Source organism: Tepidimicrobium xylanilyticum, from assembly GCF_900106765.1.
In the GTDB taxonomy this organism is placed as follows: Bacteria; Bacillota; Clostridia; order Tissierellales; family Tepidimicrobiaceae; genus Tepidimicrobium; species Tepidimicrobium xylanilyticum.
The window spans coordinates 409,841-434,719 of the sequence record NZ_FNNG01000001.1 but is presented as its reverse complement, the minus strand read 5'-3'; the positions used below and the strand labels follow the sequence as shown (position 1 = coordinate 434,719).

Genomic DNA, 24,879 nt, shown 5'->3' with positions numbered 1-24,879 from the left:
AGGGAGGGGATTTATTGGAAAGACAAATGCTCAGATATACCTTGGAAAGGCTAGATCAGATGGGAGAGATTCTAGTCTGTGAAAGGGAAGTAGACCCCATATATGAATTGGGCGGAGTTTTAAAGTATTTTAGGAATAAAAAGCCCATACTATTCCCCAAAATTAAAAATAGCACCGTCAGAGGAATAGGAGGCCTTTATGGAAATAGGGAAATAATGTATAAGCTATTACACATGGAACATGACAATAGGCTATTTAAATTCATGGAGGCCATAGCTAATCCTAAACCCTATAAGATAGTTGATAAAGGTCCTATAAAGGAGAATATAATTACAAGAAATATCGACTTATCAAGGCTGTTCCCTATACCTAAGTATCAGGAAAAAGACTCATCTAGTTTTATTACAGCGGGAGTAATGGTGGTAAAGGATCCAGAAACTAAAAAGTACTTTACTTCCATAAGGCGACTACAGGTAAATGGAGGCAATCAACTTTCTGCTTTAATAGCTTCTCCAAAGTTAACTAACGATTTCCTCCAACTGGAAAAGGAAAATAAGCCTTTGGAAGTGGCTATAGTTCTCGGATATGATGCCTTTTTCTTGATGGCTAGTCAGGTTAGTTCGGAAAGCTACGGAGTGGACAAATTTGAGATTGATAGTGCTTTAAGAGGAGAACCTTTAGAACTAGTGCATTGTGAGACAGTAGATTTATTGGTGCCAGCTCATTGTGAAATAGTACTTGAAGGGAAATTAGTACCAGGAAGAAGGGAATTGGAAGGTCCCTTTGGTGAACTAATGGGATATTATGGCGGGGTGGCTCCTCATCCAATCATTGAAATAACTGGAGTTATGTATAGAAATGATCCCATATTCCAAATTGCATTTCCATGTAGAGAGGAACACCTGTCTAATGGCCTTATAAGGGAAGTGGAATTATATAATTACTTGAAGAATCAGGTCGATGTAATAGATGTAAATGTTACAGAAGGAGGGGGCTATCGATTTAACGCTTTTGCCTCCATAAATAAGAAGAAAGATGGAGATGGGAAATCAGCAATTTTAGCAGCACTAGGCTCTAATAAAGACTTAAAACAGGTAGTAATAGTAGATGGAGATGTAGATATATTCGATTTACAAGATATAGAATGGGCTATTACTACAAGAGCACAAGCTAGTCAGGATTTTGTTATAGTGCCTGGAGCATTAGGTTCATCTTTAGAACCATCCCATGATTTAAGAGGTGTAACGGATAAAGTGGGAATTGACGCTACCAAGCCTTTAGGAGAAGTGGCTGAAAGATTTGAGAGAGCTAGAATTCCGGGTTATGAGGACATAGACATCAGAAAGTATTTTCCAAAATTGGTATAGAGAAGGTGAGTTAAAATGAAGGAAGCAATTGGAATGGTAGAAACCAGATCTTTAATTGGGGCCATCCAAGCAGCAGATGCTATGACGAAGGCTGCTAATGTAAAAATATTGGACTTCCATTTTGTAGGTTCTGGATTAGTGGCTGTTGTTGTAACAGGAGATGTAGCTGCGGTTAAGGCAGCCGTTGAAAGCGGAAAGGAAGAAGCAGCCAAAGTAGCTGAAGTGGTTTCCACAAACGTAATTCCTAGACCTCATGACGAAGTGGATAAAATATTTTAACATGGTGGTGAAATATTATGGTTAATCCATTAGCTAGGGTTGTTATGAGCAACCTTACTAAAAACAAGGAAGATTCAACACCTTATAGGGAACAGGGTAGTTTTGGGAATTTAAGTAGTAGAGAGGTTGAGTTATTGAAGGACCTTATTAAGGGAAATAAACAAGTTGAAAATTACACCGGTAAAGGAAATGTGGTTACTTTAGACCAGGCAGTAGATATGGTAAAGAAGAACCTTTAGTAAAGGGGGTTTTAAGAAATGCAAATGGCTGTAGGACTTATTGAAGCATTAGGACTTACTACTGCTGTTTCAGCCTTAGATGCGGCTAGCAAAGCTGCTGATGTAACCTTAATAGGGTTTGAGAAGGTAATCGGTGTAGGAAAAGCAGTAGGGGTAAATATACAAATTGCTGGAGAAGTAGCTGCTGTGAAAGCTGCCGTTGCTGCAGGGGTGGAAGCAGGAAACAGAGTAGGAACTGTAATTGCTAGCCATGTAATACCAAGGCCTCATGATGAGGTGGATAAGTTGCTGGAAAAGTTTTCCCGTAATTTAAAGGGAAACAATAAAGAAATAGAAAAGCAAGGAAAAGAGCAAAAAGAAAAGGACAAAAATAAAAATAAAAAATCAAATAAGGAGGAATAATTATGAGTCAAGCATTAGGTTTAATTGAAACAAAAGGTTTGGTGGGTTCCATTGAGGCAGCAGATGCAATGGTAAAGGCTGCTAATGTTACTTTAATAGCTTATGAGAAAATAGGTTTTGGACTTGTAACAGTAATGGTTAGAGGGGATGTAGGTGCTGTTAAAGCAGCAGTTGAAGCAGGAGCAGAAGCAGCTAGAGCTGTTGGAGAATTACATTCAGTTCATGTAATACCAAGACCCCATTCAGAAGTTGAAAGGGTTATATTGAAGCAATACGAATAATCCCATTGGGGTGTATTAAATGGTGAAAAACAAAATTACCTTAAATGTATTGGCGGACATTAGTAGAAGGATTGGCGGAGAAAGTTATGCTAAGAATAAGGAACAGGTATTAATAGTTTTTACTGGCTCCAATATTGATTTGGAAGGGAAAATCGAAGAATTAAAAAGGTTTAAAGAAAAAGGAATAGATTTTTCCTTGGCATTTTCCTTTATGGGTGAAAGGATTCTAGATGTGGATTATATCATAAATAATTTGAAGCCCATAAAGGTATATAGGGAAGAGGACATATTCCAATTGGAGGATATTGTAAACAGCCATTCTTCCGTAATTGGAGTCAACATTACCATGAACACCCTTTCCAAGGTAACTTTAGGCATGGTAGATAGCTTTATATCCAACGTTATATGGACTTTCCTATATAAAGAAAAGCCAGTATATTTAGATTTTACTTCCGTAAGAAGTTATCTTGGAAGCCCATCTAATAACAAGGTAATTAGGGATTTAATCGAGGAAAGAATAGATAAAATTAAAAGGATGGGAGCTGTAGAAATAAATACACAGGACCATGGGAAAAAATTACTTAATAAAAATTTATCCCAACCTGATTACAAAGTAGAAGATAAACAGTATAATAAAGTTATTACTGAAAAGGATTTGTTAAACCATAATTCCAAAGCTCCTTTAGTAATAAGAAAGGGTACCATAATAACCCCTTTAGCTAAAGATAAGGCTAAGGAATTGGGAATTAGATTAGAGATGGAAAAATAGAGGGAGGGTTATAAATGCATTTAGGAAAGGTTATAGGAACGGTGGTAGCAACAAGGAAGGATGAAAACTTAATAGGTACTAAGCTCATGATTACCCAACCTCTTAGTATGGACCTAAAACCAATAGGTGAACCCATAATTGCTGTAGATACGGTGGGGGCAGGGATAGGAGAGGTAGTTCTTTATGTAAAAGGCACTGCTTCGAGAATAGCGGCTAGAAAGATGGACTCCCCCATCGACTGTGCCATAGTAGGAATAGTAGATGATATTACAATTGACAATTGACAATGCACAGTTGACAATTATGGGCAACCTGCGGTTGCCTAAGTGGCGCAAAAGCTAAACCTAAATTATTGTCAATTGTCCATTGAAGAAAGAGGGGAGGTTTTAGATTGGATTCTAAGTATACGAAGATGGCAATGGAGTATAGGAATTTAATAGATGTACTAATGGGCGATAAAGATTATGCAGATATAGTCCTATACAATGGAAAGATAATAAATGTAATTACTAGAGAAATATACGAAGGAGACATTGCCATTAAAGGGAAATACATTCTTTTAGTAGGAGATTGTAAAAAGTTAATTGGACCTGATACTTTAGTTATAGATATGGAAGGCAAGTATTTATCACCTGGTTTCATAGATTCCCATATGCATTTTGAATCAAGCATGCTTACCATTACTGAATTTTCCAGGCTATCTATTCCATCAGGAACTACCACTTTAGTTGCAGATCCCCACGAAATAGGGAATGCCTTAGGTCCTGTAGGAATGAAGGCGATGGCCGATGAGATAGATTCGGTGCCAAATAAGGTTTATTTAGTGGTGCCAGCTTTAACTCCTGACTGTCCAGATTTAGAGACGGCAGGGTATGATACAAATTCTAAGGATATGGAAGATTTGCTTAACTATAAACACATAATTGGTATAGGAGAATTGCAAGGGTTTAGCAATGCAAAACATGTATATAGGAATACTCCAGAAATAATTACAGACCTATTGGCGTCAACCATGTATGCTAAATCTAAGAACATGGTAGTGGATGGGAATGCACCAGAATTATTTGGAGCGGAATTAGCCGCACATATAATTTCAACTGGAGGCAAGTGTTCCTGCCATGAAACAACAACAAAAGAAGAGGCGGTGGAAAAACTTCGCCAGGGAGTTTATCTATTCATGAGAGAAGGATCTACTCAGAGGAATATGGCCGAATGTATTAGAGCTGTTACGGAAGAAAATATGGATTCCAGAAGATGTATACTAGCTTCCGACGATATGGTGGCAGCAGATTTAGAAACTTCAGGTCATATGAATGATATAGTTAGAAGGACTATAAAAGAAGGAGTAAATCCAGTAGAGGCAATACAGATGGTTACCATAAATCCAGCTACTTACTTTGGATTGGAAGATATAGGTGTATTAGCCCCAGGCAAGATAGCAGACATAGCTGTTATAAGCGATTTAGAAGAAATGGTAGTAGATGCAGTATTTATAGATGGAAAGCTTGTAGCGTCAAAAGGGGAATTGCTAATAGACTTACCATCTTATACTTATCCTGATGAAGTTAAGAATTCAGTTAAAATTAAGCCTATATCTGAAAGAGATTTGGAAATAAGGGCAGAAGGTACTACTGCAAGAGTAAGGTGTATAGAGCTTATTCCAGATCAAAATTTAACTGGCAAAGCTGAAGAAACTGTAAGGGTTTACAATGGAGTGGCTCAACCAGATGTTACTACTGATACTTTAGAAATAGCTTGTATTGAGAGGTACGGTAGGACTGGCAATATTGGGAAGGCTTTTGTAAAGGGTTTTGGAATGAAGAGTGGGGCTTTTGCTGAATCTGTAGCTCATGATACCCATAATATCTTAGTAGTAGGTACAAATATTAGAGATATGACCTTAGCAGTAAACAGGGTTATAGAGCTGGGAGGAGGCATTGCTATAGCCAATAATGGAAGGATTTTGTCCGATATGAGGCTTCCAGTTGGTGGATTAATAACTGATGAATTAAGTGGTCATGAGGTGAGCCAAAAAATTGCTGAACTAGAAAGGATAGCAAGAGAGGATCTAGGATGTAAAGTCCATGCGCCATTTATGCATCTATCCTTCTTATCCCTATCCACATCACCTACATGGAAAATCACCGACAAAGGCCTTGTAGACGTAAATAACTTCAAAATCCTTTCGCCAACAATTTAGGCAATTCACAGTACACGATGCACAGTTTTAATCAATTCACAATTTGCGATGCACTTAAGTCTAGCTTTGGGGTTTCCATAGCGGTCTTTCGTAGTTTAAAAGTCCTAAGGGCTAGCCCCTAATAATCGTGAGTTGTGAGTTGAGAACTGTGCATTGTCAAACATTGTGAATTGTGCATTGGAAAAGGAAAGGAGGGTAGCGATTAGCAATTATATTATTAATAATTATATAAAGGGGGATTGTTATGTCAGACAAAACTCTAGGTAATGATGGTTTTTTAGAAAGAAAATTTAAGTTACGGGAAAACAATACTGATGCTAGAACAGAGATTTTAGCGGGTATTACCACCTTTATGACCATGGCTTATATATTAATGGTCAATCCAGGAATGTTATCAGAAACAGGAATGGATTGGGGAGGAGTATTTACAGCTACAGCTTTATCTGCAGCAATTGCAACTCTTATGATGGGACTACTTGCTAACTATCCATTTGCATTGGCTCCAGGTATGGGTCTTAACGCTTTCTTCACCTATACGGTAGTGAAGGGAATGGGTCATACTTGGCAATTTGCCTTAACAGCAGTATTTTTGGAAGGGATTATATTCATACTTTTATCATTTTTCCAAGTAAGAGAGGCCATATTTAATGCCATACCAATTAACCTGAAAAAAGGTGTATCGGTAGGTATAGGATTGTTTATTGCACTAATAGGTTTTGTTAATGCAGGTATAGTTCAAACTGGAGATGGAACTATTTTGGGATTAGGAAATCTTGTTTCAAGAGGTCCAATTTTAGCATTAATAGGCTTAATAATAATGGGAGTATTGTTAGCTAAGAATGTTAAGGGGGCATTATTGATAGGCATTATTGTTACTACCATAATAGGTATACCTCTTGGAATTACACCTATGCCTGAAGGATTTTTCACACTACCTCCTTCTGTAAGAAATGTAGCCTTCCAATTTGAATGGGCCAATATATTTTCAATGGACATGCTAGTAGTAATGTTTACCTTCCTGTTTGTAGACGTATTCGATACTGTAGGAACCTTAGTAGGAGTTGCATCCAAAGCTAATATGCTAGATGAAAAAGGGCAACTTCCAAGGGTTAGTCAAGCTTTACTTTCAGATGCTGTGGGTACAGTTGCAGGGTCTTGCTTAGGAACTAGTACAGTTACTACATATGTAGAATCAGCTTCTGGTGTTGCTGATGGAGGCAGAACCGGGTTAACTGCAGTGTCTACAGCAGTAATGTTCTTATTGGCATTATTCTTCTCACCACTTTTTGCTATAATACCAAGTCAAGCAACTGCTCCAGCATTAATTCTAGTAGGATTATTCATGATGAGCCCAATTAAGGAAATCGATTTAGATGACTTTACCGAAGCTATACCAGCCTTTTTAACTATTGTAATGATGCCTTTTGCTTACAGTATTGCTGAAGGTATCGTATTTGGTATGGTTTCCTATGTAGTATTAAAGCTTATAACCGGAAGATATAAGGATATATCTTTAATAATGTATATACTAGCAGCTTTATTCATATTGAAGTATATATTCCTATAATTAATATAAATGCTTAAAGCTGCCTCCCGCTGGAGGCGGCTTTTTTAAAAAAAGCTGGGAAGGAGGTTAAAGCATGTATGCACATAAAGGAAAATCCCTAGATGAAGTAATAAGGTTATTAGATCAGTATAAGGAAAAAGGCAAATTAATTGCAGGCGGTACCGACCTAATTATAGCTATGAGGGAAAGTAAGGTTAATGTTGATGCTTTGATAGATATATCTAGCATAGATGAGTTAAAAGGTGTTGAGGATATAGGTGAGTATATAAGGATAGGGGCAGCAACTACCTTTACTCAGCTTGTAGAAGACCCTTTATTTGAAGATAATTTATATGGATTGAAGAAAGCCTCGAGGGAAGTGGGTTCCCCTCAGATAAGAAATAAGGGGACTATAGGTGGAAATATTGCTAATGGTTCTCCTGCTGCTGATTCCGTTCCTCCCCTTCTATGTTTGGACAGCATCTTGATTTTAAGGAGCATAAGAGGAGAAAGGGAGATAAAACTTAAAGATTATTATGAGGGAAACTTTAAAATTGCAGACGATGAGCTTATAATTGCAATACAGTTTCAAAAGCCAAAATCATGCCAAGTTTTATCTTTCTCAAAACTAGGTCTTAGAAAGGCCTTAGCTATTTCCAGACTTTCTATAGCCACTTTATTGGAATTAGATGAGGATAATATGGTCAAAACCATAAGGATAGCCAGTGGTTCCTTAGGCAGATACCCTCTGAGGGAGCATAAGGTGGAAGAATTTTTAATAGGGAAGGAATTAAACGATGAGGTAATCGATGAAGCGATTTTAGTATTAAAAGAGGCCATGGATGAGAGATTAAAGGGAAGACCTACTTTGCCTTATAAGAGAAGGGCCGTAGAAAGGATATTTAAAGATGCAATAGGACAAGGAATAGCAAGGCTAAAGGGGGCAGAAACATGGTAAAAATAGATTTGGTGGTAAACGGAGTGGAACATAGCTTAGAAGTAAGGGAGGATATGAGATTAATCGATTTATTAAGGGAAGAGTTGGGATTAACAGGAGTTAAGGAAGGCTGCAGCGAAGGTGAATGTGGTGCATGTACCGTAATAATGGATGGGAAAACGGTAAATTCATGTTTGGTAATGGCTTTTCAAGCTCATGGTAGCAACATCATAACTATAGAAGGTCTGGAGGAGGAAGGAAAACTTCATCCATTACAAAAGGCCTTTATAGAGGTGGGTGCAGTCCAATGTGGATTCTGTACTCCAGGCATGATTTTATCAGCTAAAGCTCTATTAGATAAAAATCCTGACCCTACGGAGGAGGAAATTAGGGAAGGGATATCTGGAAACCTCTGTAGGTGTACCGGATATAATAAGATAGTCGAAGCCATAAATAGGGCTAAGGGGGTGTAGACATGAGCCTTAATGTTGTGGGTAAGAATATTATTCGTGTAGATGCTGAAAGCAAGGTTACTGGAAAGGCCTTATTTCCAGAGGATGTATATATGGAAAACATGGTTTATGGTAAAACATTGAGATCTAAGGTACCCCATGCTTATATAAAGGTGGATACTAGCAAAGCAGAAAGAATAGATGGAGTATTAAAAATATTTACTTACAAGGATGTGCCGAATAATGAACATGGGGTAGTATTTAAAGACCATGAGGTTTTTTGTAGTGAAAAAGTTCGACGCATTGGGGACCCAATAGCCTTTGTAGTAGCAAAAGACCAGAAGATCTGTGATTTGGCCTTAAAAAATATTATTGTAGAATATGAAGAAATAAAAGGCGTATTTGATCCGATAGAAGCAATGAAAGAGGATTGTCCCAAGGTGCATGGGGATTCCAACATATTATATCATTTCAAAATTAGAAAAGGGAATGTGGAAGAGGGTTTTAAAAATAGCCATGTGATAGTGGAAAATACCTATAAGACCCATATGGTAGACCATGCTTTTTTACAGCCAGAAGCGGGAGTATCCTTTATAGATGAGGAAGGCAGAATTACAGTGATAGTTGCTACTCAATATCCCCATTACGATAAAGAAGAAATAGCCTCTGCTCTAAAAATACCAGAGGACACTGTAAGGGTAATAAACGCCAATGTAGGAGGAGCCTTTGGTGGGAGAGAGGATATTAGCTTACAAATCCACTTGGCTCTGGCAGCTAAGGAGTTAAAAAGACCGGTAAAAACGGTATATTCCAGACCAGAATCTTTTATATCCCATTCTAAAAGGCATGCTATGGTTATGAAGTATAAAACTGGAGCAGATAAGGAAGGAAATTTGCTAGCTTTAGAGGCAGAGATAATAGGCGATTCAGGAGCCTATGCATCCTGGGCAATGAATGTTCTTAGAAAATCGGGAGTTCATGCAACAGGTCCTTATGTTATACCAAATGTGAAGGTGGACAGCATTGCAGTTTATACAAACAATCCTTTTACAGGAGCCATGAGAGGATTTGGAGCTACCCAAGTGCCTATAGCTTATGAACAGCAAATGGACATTTTAGCAGAGAAATTAGGGGTGGACCCTATAACCATTAGGCTTAAAAATATGTTTAAGAAGGGTTCCGTTACTGCCACAGGGCAAGTGTTAAAGGAAAGCGTACCTTTACAGGAGTGTTTGGAAAGGGTAATTGAAAGGATGGATTTTCCAATTAAAAGAGAGGAGGCCTATTGATGAAAAAAAGAGGAAGGGGAATAGGGCTATCCTTTTATGGCACAGGATATGGAAATGGCTTTCCTGATGTATCAAAGGCTAAAGTAAGATTGCTTGAGGATGGCAAAGTGGGCATTTATGTTGGGAGTACCGAAGTAGGTCAAGGTGCCAAAACGGTTCTCACTCAGATAGGGGCAGAAACATTGAAATTGCCTGTAGAGGAAATTGTATTTATTGCTGAGGACACCAGTTTGACTCCAGATGCAGGTACAGCCGCTGCCAGCCGTCAAACCTATAATACGGGAAATGCCATTAGGATAGCCTGTGAAAAATTTGTTGAAAGGCTAAAGGAGTTGGCCAAGGAACAGCTTAATTTAAATAGCGTATATGGATTAAAGGCGGAAGATGGGCATATATTCCTAGAAATTTTCCCACAAAAGAGGATTTCCTATAAGGAATTGTCCAAAATATATAAGGATAGTATTATAGAAGTTGAAGGCGAGTTCGTTGCTCAAACGGTGATGATGGATCCAGAAACTGGACAAGGAGCACCTTATTGGCCTTATACCTTTAATGCATGTGGGGTGGAATTAGAAGTAGATACCTTAACTGGGCAGGTAGAAATATTAAAGGCAGTATTTGCTCAAGACGTGGGAAGAGCAGTAAATCCACATTTGGTGGAAGGCCAAATGGATGGAGGATTTGCCATGGCTTTAGGTTATATATTGTTTGAGGATTTGAACATAAAAGAAGGTAAAATTTATAATGATAGATTCTCCAGATATTTAATTCCAACTGCTATGGATACATTAAAGGTTGAAAATATAATAGTGGAGGATCCAGAGTCTACTGCTCCTTATGGAGCTAAGGGAATAGGGGAACCAACTATGATTCCAGTAGGGCCTGCCATATTGAACGCTATTTATGATGCTATAGGAGTAAGGGTAACTGAATTACCAGTCACTCCAGAAAATCTAATCAAGCTAATTCAAGAGGACAATGAAAGGAAAGAGGAGATATGATGGAAAGGGTTATAAGCATATCAAAGGGCGAAGAAAAAGCTGAATTAGTATTAAAGAATGCCAACATTATAAATGTATTTACCAATGAAATCATAGAGGGAGATGTGGCTGTTTTTCAAGGGAAGATAGTGGGAATTGGAGAATACGAAGGAGAAGAAGAAATGGATTTAGAAGGGAAGTACCTGGCACCCGGTTTTGTAGATTCCCATGTTCATATTGAGTCTTCCATGGTAACGCCTGGTCAGTTTGCAAAGGCAGTAGTGCCAAGAGGGGTTACTACAGTTATAACCGATCCTCATGAAATAGCCAATGTAAAAGGGATAGATGGTATAAGGTATATGTTAGAGGAAAGCGAAGACCTTCCCTTAGATGTGTATGTAATGGCTTCTAGCTGTGTTCCTTCAACTCCTTTTGAAAATGCAGGAGCTGTTTTGGAAGCAGAGGACTTGAAAAAATTAAAGGATGATGAAAGGGTACTCGGGCTAGGGGAGATGATGAATTATCCAGGGGTCATAGGTAAGGATGAAAAGGTACTAAAGAAGCTGGAACTATTTAAGGATAAGATAATTGACGGACATGGCCCCCTTATTAGTGGAAAGGAATTAAACGCTTATGTGGCTGCAGGGGTAAAAACTGAACACGAATGCTCTACAAAGGAGGAAATGTTGGAAAGGTTAAGGCTTGGGATGTATATCCACATTAGAGAGGGTTCTGCAGCGAAGAATTTAAGAGAATTAATCCAGGTAGTAAATAAGGATAATTTGAGGCGATGCATCTTCTGTACTGATGATAAGCATCCAAGTGATTTATTAAAGGATGGAAGCATCGACCACAATATTAGATTGGCCATTAAGGAAGGGATAGACCCAATAGATTGTATAAAGATGGCTTCTCTAAATGCGGCTGAAGTCTACAGGTTAAGAGGAAAAGGGGCCATAGCTCCAGGTTATATTGCAGATATGGTGGTAATAGATAACCTTGATGATTTCAATATAGTAAAGGTATTTAAAGAAGGTAAATTGGTGGCAGAAAATAATAAGGCTCTATTCTCCGTTCCTAGCAGGGATAATGCTTCCATGAAAAATACGGTGAATATAAAGAAGGTTAAAATAGATGACTTAAAAATCTCCATTAAAGGGAATAAGCTAAATGTAATAAAATTACTTTCTCACAGCTTGATAACTGAAAGGGCAGTAAGGGATGTGAAGGATATAGTAGTGGAAGATGGATATTTTGTAAAAGGGGAAAATCTATTAAAGGTTGCAGTAATTGAACGCCATAATAAGACGGGAAATATAGGATTAGGTTTAGTAGAAGATTTTGGATTGGAAAATGGAGCTATTGCTTCTACGGTAGCTCACGATTCCCATAATCTCATAGTAATTGGTGATAATGATAAGGATATGATTCTGGCCATAGAGGAATTAGAAAGGGTTGGTGGAGGCTTGACTATTGTATCAGAAAGGAGGGTATTGGGCACTTTACCTTTGAGCATAGCTGGTCTCATGTCGGAAGAACCTTTGGAGGAAGTAGATGAAAAGCTTAATAAAATGCTTGATATGGCTTATGAGAAATTAAAGGTTAGTAGAAATATAGATCCCTTTATGACCCTATCCTTTATTGCACTGCCTGTTATACCAGAGATTAAATTGACGGATTTAGGGTTGTTCGATGTAGGAGAGTTTAAGTTTATTGAGTTAAATCAATAAGGTTCAAATATTTGATATAAGGGGTAGGTGATAACACTTGAATGTTAAGAGCAAGAATGGGATTGCCTTATTATTTATAACGATTTTCGTTACCATGGGGATTAGCTATTATTTAGCTTCTATTATAGATGAGCTTATTGGAGTTTTAGGTCTGTTTGCATTAATGGCCTTATTATCCAGTATTGTTCTGTATAAAGGCTTAACGAAAAGAGTTGTTAACCATATTAAAAGATATGTAAATATTTTTAAGAGTATGGATTTTACATCTGATGGTGTAAAATTCATACCTGAATATATGAAAAGGGAATTGGATGTATTAGCTGATAGTATCAGAAATAATCTGAAGACTCAAGTGGAGATATCCACCAGATTATTCGATATATGTGAAAAATTGAACTCGGTCTCCATGGACAGTTTAAATTCTGCAGCACTAATAGCTTCTTCTGTGGATATTGTGGATAAAAACACTCTTGAACAGTCCAATATGTTGATAGATGCCAGCAGCACTGCTACTGAAATAGTCCATTCTTTAGAGAAGATAGAAAAGGAAATAACCGATAAGAGCCAATTCATATCTGAATCCATTACCACAGCACAAGAAAGCATGAAAAATGCAAATATAATTGGAAAGAGAATAAGGCAATCAAAAGATATGACTGAAAAAACTTTGGAACAGATATTGAGATTGAACAGTTACTCAGATGAAATAGTAAACTTGATAGATTTAATCAATTCCATTTCTAAGGAAACTAGTATGCTTTCCTTAAATGCATCTATTGAAGCAGCTAGGGCTGGACAGGAGGGAAAAGGATTTGCCATAGTTGCAATGGAAATTGGAAAGCTGGCCGAGGAAACTAAAAAAGCTTCTTCTAGGATAGAAGAAGTAATTCAAAATTTAAAAGGACATATATCCTCTTCTAAGGGATTTATGGAGGATGTAATGGAGTATATGGAGGAAAATTGGGAAGTAATGTTGGATATCAGCAAGGAATTTGAATCCATTATAGAAAGGCTCAATAAAGGGAAGTATAGCTTAGAAGAGATTACTGACGTTATAGAAAGAAATAACTCGGCAATTATAAGGGTTTCGGAAAATATTGAGCAAGTATCTTCTTTTTCGCAGGAAATATCTTCTCAAATAGCGGAAACTGCCCTTGAAACCTCAGAACAGAATTCAAGAGCTGAGTTTTTGCGAAAAATGGCAGAAGACATTAAAAAACAGGTTTTCGATATGCAGCAATTTGTCGTTGGGAATGTAATGGAAGAGATAATGTTAAAACAAGCCCATTATATTAGAGAATATGCCCTTAATAAGGGTGATTTAAGTGAAAAGGACATAGAAGAATTGTTGATAAAGACCAAAATGGACGCCATATACATAACTAACTCATCGGGAACAGTAGAATTTACTAACGAGAAATCTGCTATAGGACTAAATCTCTATAAAGTGGATCAGAGCTTCCAAGCATTAAAGGAAGGAAAGGTAGAGTATGTGGTAACTCCCATTAAGATTAGGGTAGAGGATGGAAAACTATTTAAGTTCTTAACTATTGCAGATGACAAGAAAAGATTATATGAAGTGGGCTTATCCTTAGAATCCTTATTAAGTTAATAACACAGGTGATATTGATGTATTTATTTAAAAAATTAGGCTTAAAGAAAGAAGAGGTAATATCAATAGTTGGTGGTGGTGGAAAGACTACCACCCTTTTTATACTGGCTGATGAATTAAGGAATTTAAACAAAAGGGTGCTGGTTACCACTACTACTGCCATATTCAGTCCTAAGGAGGAAGAGTACGATTATTATTTTTTAGGCAAATTAGAATATTTTACACCAAAGGAAGGAAGCATCACCATATTTGGTAATAGGATAGAAGAAGGGAAGTTAAAGGGCCCTTCTTCCATTGAAATTGAAGAAATTGTTGAAAAAAATATATTCGATTTCATATTAATTGAAGCAGATGGTTCTAAAGGAAAACCCATTAAGGCTCCTAATGATTATGAACCTGTAATTCCAAAGTGCACAACTAAAACCATAGGAGTAATTGGATTAGATTCTTTTGAGAAAAGGATAGACCATATAGTCCATAGACCTGAGAAGTTTATTGAAATTACCAATTCTAATTATTCAGATACAATAGATGCTGACATTATTATAAAACTTATATTCCATCCTGAGGGTTTATTTAAGGAAGCTAGAGGGGAAAAAATCCTCCTGTTAAATAAGGCTTCTAATCAGTATTATTCCTTTAAAGGGAATGAAATCAGGAATAAGCTATTAGAAAAAGGATTTAAGGGCAGTGTACTGGTTTCAGATATTAAAACAAAAAAATTCTATTAGGAGAATGGATATGATTACCGGGATTATTATGGCTTCTGGATTTTCAAAAAGGATGGGAAAAGACAAATTATTGATGGAAATAGATGGGGTAAAAATGTTGGAAAGGGTTATTAGAAGCTGTACTCAATCCATCTTAGACAGAGTCATATTAGTGTATAGGAAAGAAGAAGTTAGAAGGATTGGAGAAAAATATGATATTCAAACCATATATAACCCTAATGCCCATCTAGGACAGTCGGAAAGCATGAAATTGGGAATTAGAGCATCTTTAGATAGCCAAGCTTATATGTTTTTAGTAGGGGATCAGCCTTTTATAAATAGTAAACTAATCAATAGATTGATTGAGGAGTATAAAAAAGGCGAATACTCCATTATTATACCCTGTTATAATGGTAGAAATGGCACTCCCACCATTTTTTCATCTCGACATAGGGATGAACTATTAAAGGTTGAAGGAGATAAGGGAGGCAGAGACATTATAAAAGCTAATATTGCTTCCGTTAAAAAGGTCTATATAGAAGATGAAAGGATAGGGTTTGATTTAGATGTATTAGAGGATTTTACAAAACAACTATTTTAAACTTTCGAACTTTTGTGAATAATAAACAATGTTTATAAACAAAGGTTGCGATATAATGATTTATAATCAGGCATGGAGGTGACAAAGTGGATATCATAATCATCAGGGGTGGTGGTGACTTAGCATCGGGTATTGCTTACAAGTTGTATAATGCGAGTTATAAGGTTGTTATATTGGAAATAGACAAGCCCTTAACTGTAAGAAGATCTGTAGCTTTTAGTGAAGCAGTTTATGAAGGGGAGACAAAAGTTGAAGGCATCAAGGGAGTTTTAGCAGGGTACCTAAAGGATATCTACAGGATATTGGAGATAGGACATATACCTGTTTGTGTCGATGCTAATGGAGAACTTATCGATAAAATTAAACCCTTAGCAGTAGTAGATGCAATAATGGCTAAGAGAAATATTGGTACTTATAGAGGAATGGCTCCCATTACTATAGGGGTAGGTCCTGGATTTGAAGCAGGAGTAGATGTTGATTGTGTAATAGAAAGTAATAGGGGGGCTAATTTAGGAAAGGTTATTTTTAAGGGTAGAGCTGAAAAGAATACAGGAATTCCTGCACCTGTAATGGGATATGCAGAGGAAAGAGTTCTTAGGGCCCCAACTTCTGGTATAGTAAAACCTTTTCACAATATAGGAGATTTGATAAGAAAAGGGGAAATTATTTGTGAAGTAGGAGATAAAGAGGTAGTAGCAAAGTTTGATGGTGTCCTTAGAGGTATGATAAAGGAAGGCATTATGGTAGAGGAAGGGCTTAAAATTGGAGATATAGACCCTAGGTGCAGAAGGGAATTGGCTTTTTCCATATCCGATAAGGCTAAGGTGATAGGAGATGGAACATTAAAGGCCTTAGAATGTATACGACTGAAAAGGGAGGCTTAGTATGATAGAGGATAGGAAGATTTTAGTAAGACTAAACAAATGCATAGAAAAAAACAGATCAGTTGCTACTGTAACCGTTGTAAAGGCTGAAGGTTCTACTCCTAGGGGAGTTGGAAGCACCATGTTGGTAGATGAGGAAGGCAATTTGATAGAAGGTACTATTGGCGGAGGTATTTTAGAGGAAAAGGCTAAAAGAGATGCTGTAGATTGCATAAGACATAAAAAATCCACTTTAATCGATTATGATTTGGACAGATCGTCTCGAAATGGAAATGTTCTACCTATGATATGTGGTGGAAAGGTGAGCCTCTTTATAAAGGTTTATATTTCTCAAGAGGAACTGATAGTAGCTGGTGCAGGGCATATAGCGGAAAAATTGTGCAAAATAGCTCATATACTAGGCTACTCTATTACCGTTTTAGATTCTAGGAAGGAAAGGCTGACTAAAGAGTTATTCCCCAATGTGGGAAATCTTATACATGGTGACATAGTGGATAATATAAATAATCTAGACATTAATAAGAATACCTATATAGTAATTGCTACTCATGGTCATAAATTTGACCAAGATGTATTGGAGGCAGTTGTAAGAAGTAATGCAAAATATATTGGGATGATAGGAAGCCTAAATAAAATTAAGACCTGTTTTAATAATTTAATGGAAAAGGGATTTACTGAGGAAGAACTATCAAAGGTCTATACTCCAATAGGTTTAGATTTAGGTGGAGAGAGTCCGGAGGAAATAGCTTTAGCTATTATGGCAGAGATTCAGGCAGTTAAATATGGCAAGGATGCTCCCTATCTTTATAAGAGTAGGTGAAAATCTTGAAATTGGAAAGCAGGTTTTGGATGACCATAGAGGGGGAAAAGGTTTTTGGTAGAGGACCTTATATGTTATTAAAAACAGTAGATAGGTTAGGAAGTTTAAATAAGGCTTGTAAGGAGTTAAACATGTCCTATAGTAAAGCTTGGGCTATTATCAATAGGGCTGAAAAACTATTGGGATATAATTTGTTGAACAGGGAAACTGGTGGAGTCGATGGAGGAGGCTCTTGTTTAACCGATAAGGCTAAGGATTTAATAAAGGCCTATGAGGATTTTACTAAAGAAGCAGAGGAAACGGTAGAAAAGATTTATGAAAAGTTCTTTAGAAACATCTAATTTTTTGTAGGCGTTATATGACTGAAAGAATAACGGGTAAGGAGAGGGCTATGAACTTTCTAAGAAAGAGAAAAAAGGAGTATTTGAGTATTTATCCGTTTGTAATGCTTTTTATAGGAATTTTTCTGCTATCCTTTGTCGTTGGCAGATATCCAGTAGATATCATAACCTTATTGAAGGTATTTTTGTCAAGGGTCTTGCCTATCGACAAAACCTGGTCTGATACTATTGAGGTTATAGTCTTTCAAGTAAGGCTACCAAGGATTATAGGGGCTATTTTGGTAGGAGCAGCTCTTTCTTTATCTGGGGCAGTTTACCAAGGAATGTTTAAAAATCCTTTAGTTTCCCCAGATATATTGGGAGTTTCAGCAGGTTCTGCTTTTGGAGCAGCTTTAGCCATATTTCTGTCCTTTAATACTACCGGTATTCAGTTATCTGCTTTTATATTTGGCATATTGGCAGTAGTTTTAGTATATCTTATTAGCCAAAGTATTAAAGCCGATCAATTAATGACCTTGGTGATTATTGGAGTATTAATAGGTTCCCTATTTAATTCACTTGTATCCTTGGTAAAGTATATGGCAGATTCGGAAGATAAATTACCTGCCATAACCTTTTGGCTTATGGGAAGCCTTTCGGGAATAATGCAAAGGGATATAAAGAATATTTCTATTCCAATACTATTAGGAATAATACCACTATATTTGTTAAGGTGGAAATTAAATATTATTTCCTTAAGTGAAGAAGAGGCTAAAAGCTTAGGATTGGATACTGGAAGGATTAGGGCTATAGTAATAATTTGCTCTACCCTAATGACTGCTTCTGCAGTTTCAGTCAGTGGCATAATTGGGTGGATAGGTCTGGTAATTCCCCATTTAGGAAGATTTTTAGTTGGACCAGATTATAGGTTATTGATTCCTACCACTATTTTATTAGGCAGTTCCTATCTGCTGTTAATAGATAATATTGCAAGAACTCTTACTACGGTAGAAATTCCCCTTGGCATACTTACATCGTTAATAGGAGCACCCTTTTTCATACTCCTATTATTAAACAGAGGAAGGAGTTAATAATATGTTGGAGGTTAGGAATCTAAGCTGTGGCTACGGGAATGAAAGGGTTTTAGAGAATGTAAATTTTATTGCCAAACCAGGAGATATAGTCTGTATAATGGGTTCCAATGGTTCAGGCAAGTCTACTTTGATAAAAACTATAATAGGATTGTTAAAACCTCATAAAGGAGATGTGCTAATAGATGGCAATTCCATTTTGGATTGGGCTTGGAGGAGGCGGGCTCAGGTAATTAGTTATATTCCCCAATCCTTTAATTCTACTTTTCAATATCGGGTTAAGGATATAATACTAATGGGAAGAACCTCCTATTTAAAATTTGCTTCATCTCCTTCTAAAGAAGATGAAAGAATTGCAGAAGAAGCTATGGAAACCCTTAAAATATCCCATTTGAGGAATAAAATATATTCCCAATTAAGTGGCGGTGAAAGGCAGTTGGTAAAAATAGCTCAAGCACTAGCCCAGCAATCGAAAATTATAGTAATGGATGAACCTACCAACAATTTAGATTTTGGGAATCAAATGGTAATGATTAAGCATTTAATTCAAAGCGCAGAGAGAGGAATTACCATTATAATGGCTACTCATTTGCCAGAACATACTTTTTTATATGGAACTAAGGCTCTATTAGTAAAGGATGGAAAAGTTGTAGTAGTCGATAAACCTGGTGTAAATTTGAAGAAGGAAGACCTGCAGAACCTATATGATGTAGAGTTAAAAGTTATCGAATTAAATTCTAGGGATAAGAATATTAAAATGTGTTTACCAGTAATATGAAAGGAGAGGTAATATGATTAAAAGATTTATTTCCTTTTCATTAATTCTAGTAATTATATTTTCCATATTGGTTGGTTGCAGTATAGGAGATACTGCTGTAGAAGATACACTAGAAGAAAATGAAGTAGAAGAAGTGAATACTGCAGAGGAAGTAGATGAAACCATAGAAGTAGTAGATATGGCTGGCAGAACTATTACATTGCCCAAACCAGCAAATAGAGTCTTTGCTACTAGGCCGACAGGAACCATTCTTTTATATACTTTAAACCCTGACAAGATGATAGGCTGGAATTATGATTTAAGAGATGGAGAAAAACAGTTTATACCAGAGAAATATCATAATCTGCCTAATTTAGGTGGTTCTGGTAAGAATGCTGTAAATATAGAAGAACTTTTGAAACTGGACCCTGATGTTTTAATAATAATGGAAGAGGTAATAGAAAAATCTTTATCGGATGCAGAGGAATTGGAGCAAAAGACAGGAAAGCCTACAATAATATTGGATTCAGATTTGCTTAAGTTAGATGAAGCTTACGAGATTTTAGGAAAGATAATAGGTGAAGAGGAAAGGGCCAAGGAGTTGGCAGATTACTGTAGAAAAGCTATTGAAGAAGTGCAGAATTTGGCTAAGGATATTTCCGATGATGAAAGAATAGGGGTGTATTATGCCCAAGGTCCTGATGGATTAGAAACAGAGCCTTCTGGTTCCTGGCATGCTGCAATAATTGACTTAGTAGGGGGAAGAAATGTAGCAGAAGTAGAAGCAAGGGCTGATACGGGAAAATCCTTAGTGTCCATAGAACAGCTATTAAACTGGAATCCAGACCTAATTATATCTTGGGATGATGAAAGGGGAGGCTATTATTCAAGAATATTTGAAGATTCTACATGGCAGAGTATAAAAGCAGTAGAAAATGAAGAAGTATACGAAATTCCAAATAGGCCCTTTAACTGGTTTGACAGACCTCCATCGGTTAACAGGATATTGGGGTTAAGGTGGTTAGGCAATTTAATATATCCAGAGGTATTCAATTATGATATATCGGAGGTAGTAACGGAATTTTATAGCAAGTTCTACCATTATGAGTTAAGTGATGATGAGTTGGTAGATTTACTCAAAAATTCAACAAGACATTAATCTATTATAGGTTCTCATTAGCATAAACTAATGGATAACCTATCTATTTATCATTTCTGTGAATTTTTATAGAAAATCTACAATGAAAAATATATTAAACTATGCTATTATGTTCGAGACTATATTAGAAAGGAGAATTCCTATGGGTGAAAAGAAATACATATTAGCAGTGCCTAACTTTAGTGAAGGAAGAAGAGAGGAAATTATTGAAGCTATTGTATCGGTATTTAAAGATAGAGAAGGCGTTACACTAGTAAGTGTTGAGCCGGAATACGATTTCAATAGAACAGTAGTAACTGCCATAGGAGAGCCTGAGCCTTTGAAGGAAGCTTTAATTGCTATGGCTGGCAAGTCTTATGAATTAATAGATATGAGGGAACAGGAAGGAACCCATCCAAGAATTGGAGCACAGGATACTATCCCCATATTTCCATTAAGGAACATTACACTAGAGGAATGTGTTCAATTAGCAGAAGAAATAGGTAAGGAATTGTTTGAGAAATATAAGGTACCTATATTCTTTTCAGGACAAAATGCAAGAACTGAAGATAAGAAGAGCATTTCCTTTATAAGAAAAGGACAATATGAAGGATTAAAGGCCTTGTTGGAGGATACTAACCATCCAGATTATGAAAAGAGAAAGCCAGATTTATCCGTTGATGGTAAATTAAGCGAAAAAGCTGGTGCAACCATAGTAAGCGCTGATATGGAAGGTCTGACTGCATATAACGTATTTTTAGCAACAGAAGATTTAAATATTGCAAAGGCGATAGCTAAAGCTGTTAGAGGACCTAGTGGTGGATTTTCTACTGTAAGAGCCGTTGGCATTAAGTTCCCTGAAAGGGATGGAGTAGTAGTTTCTATGAATATGTTCGATTGTGCCAATACTCCATTATATAGAGCCTTTGAATTGGTAAAACAAGAGGCAAAGAAATATGGGGTTGCTGTTACAGGCTCGGAAATAGTGGGTCCTGTTAAATTAGACTATCTACTAAACAATTTAGAGTATTATTTAGGTCTACAAGGGTTGAGAAAGGACCAAATATTAGAATATCATCTGATGAAGTAAGTTAGGCCGATTGTTTTAAGCAGCCATGAGTAAATCCGATTGACCTAAATTTTTATAAAGGTTGGCCTTAGGCCAACCTTTTATTATTATGGAATAAAGTTATTGATAATCATAATGAATAATGAACATAAAATGGTTATAATGTATATGTAAGTAAAATTTGTTTCAAGGTGGGTATAATAGGTTAAAGTATAATTTAACCTTAAAAATTCAAAAGGGGGTTATAAAGTGTATTCCAAAAGCAAAAGGCTGTTTAGCCTGATTCTATCATTTTTATTAGTTATAGGTATATTTAATATACCTGTAAAGGCTGAGAATGAGACGGTTCATTTAACCATCCTAGGGACTACGGATCTCCATGCCAATATCTACAATTGGTCTTATGAAGATGGGAAGGAAGTTGATGACCTAGGGATGACAAAAGTTTATTCTGTAATTAAGGCGGTCAGAGAGGAAAATCCTAATACCTTACTGTTGGACAATGGAGATACCATACAGGGAACAATCCTTTCAGATGATTTGTACAATAACAATTTAGACCTGTCTCATCCAGTAATTGATGTTATGAATTTTATGGGCTATGATGCTATGACTTTAGGCAATCATGAGTTTAACTTTGGCCTTGAATTAATCCATAAGATAGTAGACGAGGCTGAGTTTCCAATTTTAGGGGCTAATATAAGGTGGAAAGATGGTTCTAATTTTGCAGAGCCTTATATAATAAAGGAAGTTGCTGGTATTAAAATAGGTATTATAGGTTTGACCAATCCAAATATTCCAAGATGGGATGGACCAAAGGTAACAGAGCTAGAATTCGAGGCCATAAATGTAGCAACCAGAAAATATGTAGGGGAATTGAAGGATAAAGTTGATGTTTTAGTAGTACTAGCTCACTCTGGTCTAGATTCAGAATATGGAGATGCAGATTCGGTAAGGCTTGCTATTGAAGAAAATCCAGAAATAGATGTGGCTATAGTTGGTCATGCGCATATATCGGTAAGTGAAATGGTAGGTAATACTGTAGTTGGCGGAGCTAGAGATGCTGGAAAACAGGTTATAAGATTTGATTTAATATTGGAAAAAGAAGGGGATAATTGGGCAATAATCGATAAAAAGGTAGAATTAATAGATGTAGCGGCCTATGAGGCTTCAGAAGAATTAAAAGAATATGCAAAGGAGTATCATGAAGCCACTTTAGATTTCTTAGAAGAAGTAATAGGACAAGCGACAGAAGATTTTCATCCTGCTTCTGAAGTAAAGGGGATTCCTGAAGGGCAAATTAGGGATACTGCTGTAATGGACTTGATCAACGATGTGCAACTTAAGTATTCAGGGGCAGATATATCTGCAGCAGCCTTATTCCAACCTTCTTCAAATATCAGCAAAGGAGATATAACCTATAGCAGTATTTTCGATATATATAAATATCCAAATACCCTTGTAGGAGTAGAGGTTACAGGGAAGGAATTGAAAAATTATATGGAATGGTCAGCCTCCTATTATAATACCTATAAGCCTGGAGATGTGACTATAAGCTTTAACCCAAATATTAGAGGCTATAACTACGATATGTTCCAAGGGGTAGAGTATAAAATAGACATTTCAAAGCCTGCAGGAGAAAGAATTGTAGACCTAACTTTCAAAGGAAAGCCAGTTAAGGATGACGATGTTTTCAAATTGGCCATAAATAATTATAGGTTAAGCGGACTTCAAAGCATGGGAATCATCAACAATGAACCTTATTTTGATTCTGATCCTATATCTTTAAGGTCCTATATAGCCCAATATATAAGGGAATTAGGGACTATAGAGCCAAATGTAGACAATAACTGGGAAATTATAGGAGCCGATTTAGACCACCCACTGAGGGATTATATAATCGAGCAAGTTAACTTAGGGAATATAGCGATTCCTACATCGGAAGATGGAAGAACAGTTAATGTGAAATCATTGAATGTATATGAATTGATTGAAGAAGGATTAATACCGGATGAATTATTAACCGATATAGAAATAGAAGAAACGGTAACGGATTCTATAGTAGTAAAGGAGGCACCTACGGCTGAATATACATTTAGTAAATATGACGAATATGTAGTAAAACCAGGGGATGTATTATGGAAAATTGCTGAGAAGTTTAATACTACATGGCAAAGATTGGCAGAATTTAATAAGTTAAAAAATCCACATTTAATATTTCCGGGACAAAAGATAATTATTCCTCAAAATTAAGCATAATAATTTAATAGGTCTTACTATAGCCTACTGGCACTGTCAACTAATATCTATGCCAATTAGGGCTAAATAAACAGGGGCGCCAGTAGGCTATTTTAAAAATCTATTTCTGACATGAAATTAAGATGGTTTTACATATAGTCCTATTTATTTCCCGGGAAAAAATGAAAAGGTAGCAAAAAGAAGGAAATTTAATATTTCTGTAGAATATTATATGTAGCAAAAGGTAATCAGGGGGAATATTATGGGAAGAAAACCTAGAATTCAATATTATGGTGCTATTTACCACATAATCCAATCGGGGGGTAATGGAGTAGCTGTCTTTAAGGAAGATGAGGACAAGTTCCATTTACTAAAATTATTAAATGAGACAAAAGAACTTTATGATTTTAGGATATTTGCATATGTTTTAATGGATAATCACTGTCATTTTCTGATGAGAACCTTTAATATACCTATAAGTAGGATTATGCATAATATCAATACTAAATATGCCAAATACTATAATTCTAAGCGGAGTAATATAGGACCTGTGTTTTATAGAAGATATAAAAGCATATTAGTTCAAGATGAGAGCTATCTTCCCAATATTATTAAATACATACACAGTAAACCGGTAATTGCAAATATATGCAGTAATATGGAGGAATACAAATGGAGCAGCGATGTGTTTTATAGGCTAAATATAGGGAATATGGTGGATATTGACAGCTTATTAGACTCTTTTTCATTAGACAGAAAGGTTGCCATAGAAAAATATGTAGAATTGATGGATTCAAAAATTACTAATTATAAAGTATTAGAGGATTTCTATGAGAAAAAACCCATTATAGGCTCAAAGGCTTTTATAAGGAGGATGCAGGGGGCTTATGAATGGAGGAAAAAAACTTTAGATAAAATACTCAAAGACTGTTGCCCTACGGAAACTGAATATAATCTTATAAAATCTGGTTCTAGGAAGAGGTATCTTACAAAATACAAACTAAAATATATTAAGTTGGGAAAAGACCAAGGCTATACCTATAAGCAGATAGGGGAGAATATTGGTATTTCATCAACTTCTGTGAGGAAAATATTGAGGATATGACTTATGTTATTTGTTAATAATACCCAACTAAATGGGTATTTGAAAATAGAACATTAATTTAAA

At 36.3% G+C, this 24,879-nt stretch carries 26 protein-coding genes; all 26 read left to right on the top strand.

Features of this window, described 5'->3' with window-relative positions:
* The first annotated feature begins 14 nt into the window (after positions 1-14).
* The 26 genes from BLV68_RS01935 (at position 15) to BLV68_RS01810 (ending at position 24,816) form a co-directional block, all read left to right on the top strand.
* Positions 15-1,367 carry a UbiD family decarboxylase gene (locus BLV68_RS01935; RefSeq protein ID WP_234949802.1) on the top strand — a complete coding sequence of 451 codons (1,353 nt, stop codon included), beginning with the start codon at positions 15-17 and terminating at the stop codon, positions 1,365-1,367.
* Positions 1,368-1,382: 15 nt separating this feature from the next.
* Positions 1,383-1,646, top strand: a complete 264-nt coding sequence (locus BLV68_RS01930) for a BMC domain-containing protein (protein ID WP_093750303.1) — start codon at positions 1,383-1,385, stop codon at positions 1,644-1,646.
* A 17-nt stretch (positions 1,647-1,663) separates the two neighbouring features.
* Positions 1,664-1,885: a hypothetical protein gene (locus BLV68_RS01925; RefSeq protein WP_093750301.1), complete on the top strand. Its 222-nt coding sequence runs from the start codon at positions 1,664-1,666 to the stop codon at positions 1,883-1,885.
* A gap of 18 nt (positions 1,886-1,903) precedes the next feature.
* Positions 1,904-2,287 carry a BMC domain-containing protein gene (locus tag BLV68_RS01920; RefSeq protein ID WP_093750299.1) on the top strand — a complete coding sequence of 128 codons (384 nt, stop codon included), beginning with the start codon at positions 1,904-1,906 and terminating at the stop codon, positions 2,285-2,287.
* Between the two features lie 2 nt (positions 2,288-2,289).
* Positions 2,290-2,568 (top strand): BMC domain-containing protein, encoded by a 279-nt coding sequence (locus BLV68_RS01915; protein ID WP_093750297.1) that lies wholly within the window; start codon positions 2,290-2,292, stop codon positions 2,566-2,568.
* A 19-nt stretch (positions 2,569-2,587) separates the two neighbouring features.
* A complete protein-coding gene (locus tag BLV68_RS01910) occupies positions 2,588-3,337 on the top strand; it encodes a hypothetical protein (RefSeq protein WP_093750295.1) in 750 nt (249 codons plus the stop codon).
* A gap of 14 nt (positions 3,338-3,351) precedes the next feature.
* The gene (locus BLV68_RS01905; RefSeq protein ID WP_093750293.1) at positions 3,352-3,621 is read left to right on the top strand and encodes a EutN/CcmL family microcompartment protein; all 270 of its coding nucleotides are present in this window, start codon (positions 3,352-3,354) and stop codon (positions 3,619-3,621) included.
* A 107-nt stretch (positions 3,622-3,728) separates the two neighbouring features.
* Positions 3,729-5,537, top strand: coding sequence for an adenine deaminase (gene ade / locus BLV68_RS01900; protein ID WP_093750291.1), 1,809 nt, complete (start codon positions 3,729-3,731; stop codon positions 5,535-5,537).
* Between the two features lie 244 nt (positions 5,538-5,781).
* A complete protein-coding gene (locus BLV68_RS01895; protein ID WP_093750289.1) occupies positions 5,782-7,104 on the top strand; it encodes an NCS2 family permease in 1,323 nt (440 codons plus the stop codon).
* Positions 7,105-7,177: 73 nt separating this feature from the next.
* Positions 7,178-8,041, top strand: coding sequence for an FAD binding domain-containing protein (locus BLV68_RS01890; protein ID WP_093750287.1), 864 nt, complete (start codon positions 7,178-7,180; stop codon positions 8,039-8,041).
* Entirely contained in the window at positions 8,035-8,493 is a 459-nt protein-coding gene (locus BLV68_RS01885; protein WP_093750285.1) for a (2Fe-2S)-binding protein, read from the top strand. The genes BLV68_RS01890 and BLV68_RS01885 overlap by 7 nt, the downstream gene beginning before the upstream one ends.
* Positions 8,494-8,495: 2 nt before the next feature.
* Positions 8,496-9,761 (top strand): xanthine dehydrogenase family protein molybdopterin-binding subunit, encoded by a 1,266-nt coding sequence (locus BLV68_RS16075; RefSeq protein ID WP_093750283.1) that lies wholly within the window; start codon positions 8,496-8,498, stop codon positions 9,759-9,761.
* Complete coding sequence (locus tag BLV68_RS16070) at positions 9,761-10,762, top strand: xanthine dehydrogenase family protein molybdopterin-binding subunit (RefSeq protein ID WP_268807602.1); 1,002 nt, start codon at positions 9,761-9,763, stop codon at positions 10,760-10,762. Before BLV68_RS16075 ends, BLV68_RS16070 begins: the two co-directional genes overlap by 1 nt.
* On the top strand, positions 10,762-12,471 hold the full coding sequence (gene ade / locus BLV68_RS01870) for an adenine deaminase (protein ID WP_093750279.1): 1,710 nt from the start codon (positions 10,762-10,764) through the stop codon (positions 12,469-12,471). The genes BLV68_RS16070 and ade (BLV68_RS01870) overlap by 1 nt, the downstream gene beginning before the upstream one ends.
* Before the next feature lie 37 nt (positions 12,472-12,508).
* Entirely contained in the window at positions 12,509-14,083 is a 1,575-nt protein-coding gene (locus BLV68_RS01865; RefSeq protein ID WP_093750277.1) for a methyl-accepting chemotaxis protein, read from the top strand.
* A gap of 17 nt (positions 14,084-14,100) precedes the next feature.
* Positions 14,101-14,814, top strand: coding sequence for a selenium cofactor biosynthesis protein YqeC (gene yqeC, locus BLV68_RS01860; protein ID WP_093750275.1), 714 nt, complete (start codon positions 14,101-14,103; stop codon positions 14,812-14,814).
* A gap of 10 nt (positions 14,815-14,824) precedes the next feature.
* Positions 14,825-15,394, top strand: a complete 570-nt coding sequence (locus BLV68_RS01855) for a nucleotidyltransferase family protein (RefSeq protein ID WP_159428580.1) — start codon at positions 14,825-14,827, stop codon at positions 15,392-15,394.
* Positions 15,395-15,480: 86 nt separating this feature from the next.
* Complete coding sequence (gene yqeB / locus BLV68_RS01850; RefSeq protein ID WP_093750271.1) at positions 15,481-16,278, top strand: selenium-dependent molybdenum cofactor biosynthesis protein YqeB; 798 nt, start codon at positions 15,481-15,483, stop codon at positions 16,276-16,278.
* 1 nt (position 16,279) lies between these two features.
* The gene (locus BLV68_RS01845; protein ID WP_093750269.1) at positions 16,280-17,098 is read left to right on the top strand and encodes an XdhC family protein; all 819 of its coding nucleotides are present in this window, start codon (positions 16,280-16,282) and stop codon (positions 17,096-17,098) included.
* Positions 17,099-17,127: 29 nt separating this feature from the next.
* Positions 17,128-17,439, top strand: a complete 312-nt coding sequence (locus BLV68_RS01840; RefSeq protein WP_234949801.1) for a winged helix-turn-helix domain-containing protein — start codon at positions 17,128-17,130, stop codon at positions 17,437-17,439.
* A 17-nt stretch (positions 17,440-17,456) separates the two neighbouring features.
* Positions 17,457-18,509: a FecCD family ABC transporter permease gene (locus BLV68_RS01835; protein WP_234949800.1), complete on the top strand. Its 1,053-nt coding sequence runs from the start codon at positions 17,457-17,459 to the stop codon at positions 18,507-18,509.
* Positions 18,510-18,513: 4 nt separating this feature from the next.
* On the top strand, positions 18,514-19,287 hold the full coding sequence (locus BLV68_RS01830; protein WP_093750265.1) for an ABC transporter ATP-binding protein: 774 nt from the start codon (positions 18,514-18,516) through the stop codon (positions 19,285-19,287).
* A gap of 13 nt (positions 19,288-19,300) precedes the next feature.
* On the top strand, positions 19,301-20,425 hold the full coding sequence (locus BLV68_RS01825; RefSeq protein WP_093750263.1) for an ABC transporter substrate-binding protein: 1,125 nt from the start codon (positions 19,301-19,303) through the stop codon (positions 20,423-20,425).
* A 142-nt stretch (positions 20,426-20,567) separates the two neighbouring features.
* Positions 20,568-21,494: a glutamate formimidoyltransferase gene (gene ftcD / locus BLV68_RS01820; RefSeq protein ID WP_093750261.1), complete on the top strand. Its 927-nt coding sequence runs from the start codon at positions 20,568-20,570 to the stop codon at positions 21,492-21,494.
* A 228-nt stretch (positions 21,495-21,722) separates the two neighbouring features.
* Positions 21,723-23,726, top strand: coding sequence for a 5'-nucleotidase C-terminal domain-containing protein (locus BLV68_RS01815; protein ID WP_093750259.1), 2,004 nt, complete (start codon positions 21,723-21,725; stop codon positions 23,724-23,726).
* A 247-nt stretch (positions 23,727-23,973) separates the two neighbouring features.
* Positions 23,974-24,816, top strand: a complete 843-nt coding sequence (locus BLV68_RS01810; protein WP_093750257.1) for a transposase — start codon at positions 23,974-23,976, stop codon at positions 24,814-24,816.
* Positions 24,817-24,879: the final 63 nt, after the last annotated feature.

Coding starts and splice junctions, on each gene's coding strand:
- BLV68_RS01910 (WP_093750295.1), top strand. CDS start 2,588: ATGGTGAAAAACAAAATTACCTTAAATGTATTGGCGGACATTAGTAGA.
- BLV68_RS01915 (WP_093750297.1), top strand. CDS start 2,290: ATGAGTCAAGCATTAGGTTTAATTGAAACAAAAGGTTTGGTGGGTTCC.
- BLV68_RS01895 (WP_093750289.1), top strand. CDS start 5,782: ATGTCAGACAAAACTCTAGGTAATGATGGTTTTTTAGAAAGAAAATTT.
- BLV68_RS16070 (WP_268807602.1), top strand. CDS start 9,761: ATGAAAAAAAGAGGAAGGGGAATAGGGCTATCCTTTTATGGCACAGGA.
- BLV68_RS01930 (WP_093750303.1), top strand. CDS start 1,383: ATGAAGGAAGCAATTGGAATGGTAGAAACCAGATCTTTAATTGGGGCC.
- ade (WP_093750279.1), top strand. CDS start 10,762: ATGGAAAGGGTTATAAGCATATCAAAGGGCGAAGAAAAAGCTGAATTA.
- BLV68_RS01810 (WP_093750257.1), top strand. CDS start 23,974: ATGGGAAGAAAACCTAGAATTCAATATTATGGTGCTATTTACCACATA.
- BLV68_RS01825 (WP_093750263.1), top strand. CDS start 19,301: ATGATTAAAAGATTTATTTCCTTTTCATTAATTCTAGTAATTATATTT.
- BLV68_RS01885 (WP_093750285.1), top strand. CDS start 8,035: ATGGTAAAAATAGATTTGGTGGTAAACGGAGTGGAACATAGCTTAGAA.
- BLV68_RS01845 (WP_093750269.1), top strand. CDS start 16,280: ATGATAGAGGATAGGAAGATTTTAGTAAGACTAAACAAATGCATAGAA.
- BLV68_RS01830 (WP_093750265.1), top strand. CDS start 18,514: ATGTTGGAGGTTAGGAATCTAAGCTGTGGCTACGGGAATGAAAGGGTT.
- BLV68_RS01920 (WP_093750299.1), top strand. CDS start 1,904: ATGCAAATGGCTGTAGGACTTATTGAAGCATTAGGACTTACTACTGCT.
- BLV68_RS01905 (WP_093750293.1), top strand. CDS start 3,352: ATGCATTTAGGAAAGGTTATAGGAACGGTGGTAGCAACAAGGAAGGAT.
- BLV68_RS01840 (WP_234949801.1), top strand. CDS start 17,128: ATGACCATAGAGGGGGAAAAGGTTTTTGGTAGAGGACCTTATATGTTA.
- BLV68_RS01835 (WP_234949800.1), top strand. CDS start 17,457: ATGACTGAAAGAATAACGGGTAAGGAGAGGGCTATGAACTTTCTAAGA.
- ftcD (WP_093750261.1), top strand. CDS start 20,568: ATGGGTGAAAAGAAATACATATTAGCAGTGCCTAACTTTAGTGAAGGA.
- BLV68_RS01925 (WP_093750301.1), top strand. CDS start 1,664: ATGGTTAATCCATTAGCTAGGGTTGTTATGAGCAACCTTACTAAAAAC.
- BLV68_RS01855 (WP_159428580.1), top strand. CDS start 14,825: ATGATTACCGGGATTATTATGGCTTCTGGATTTTCAAAAAGGATGGGA.
- yqeC (WP_093750275.1), top strand. CDS start 14,101: ATGTATTTATTTAAAAAATTAGGCTTAAAGAAAGAAGAGGTAATATCA.
- BLV68_RS16075 (WP_093750283.1), top strand. CDS start 8,496: ATGAGCCTTAATGTTGTGGGTAAGAATATTATTCGTGTAGATGCTGAA.
- BLV68_RS01890 (WP_093750287.1), top strand. CDS start 7,178: ATGTATGCACATAAAGGAAAATCCCTAGATGAAGTAATAAGGTTATTA.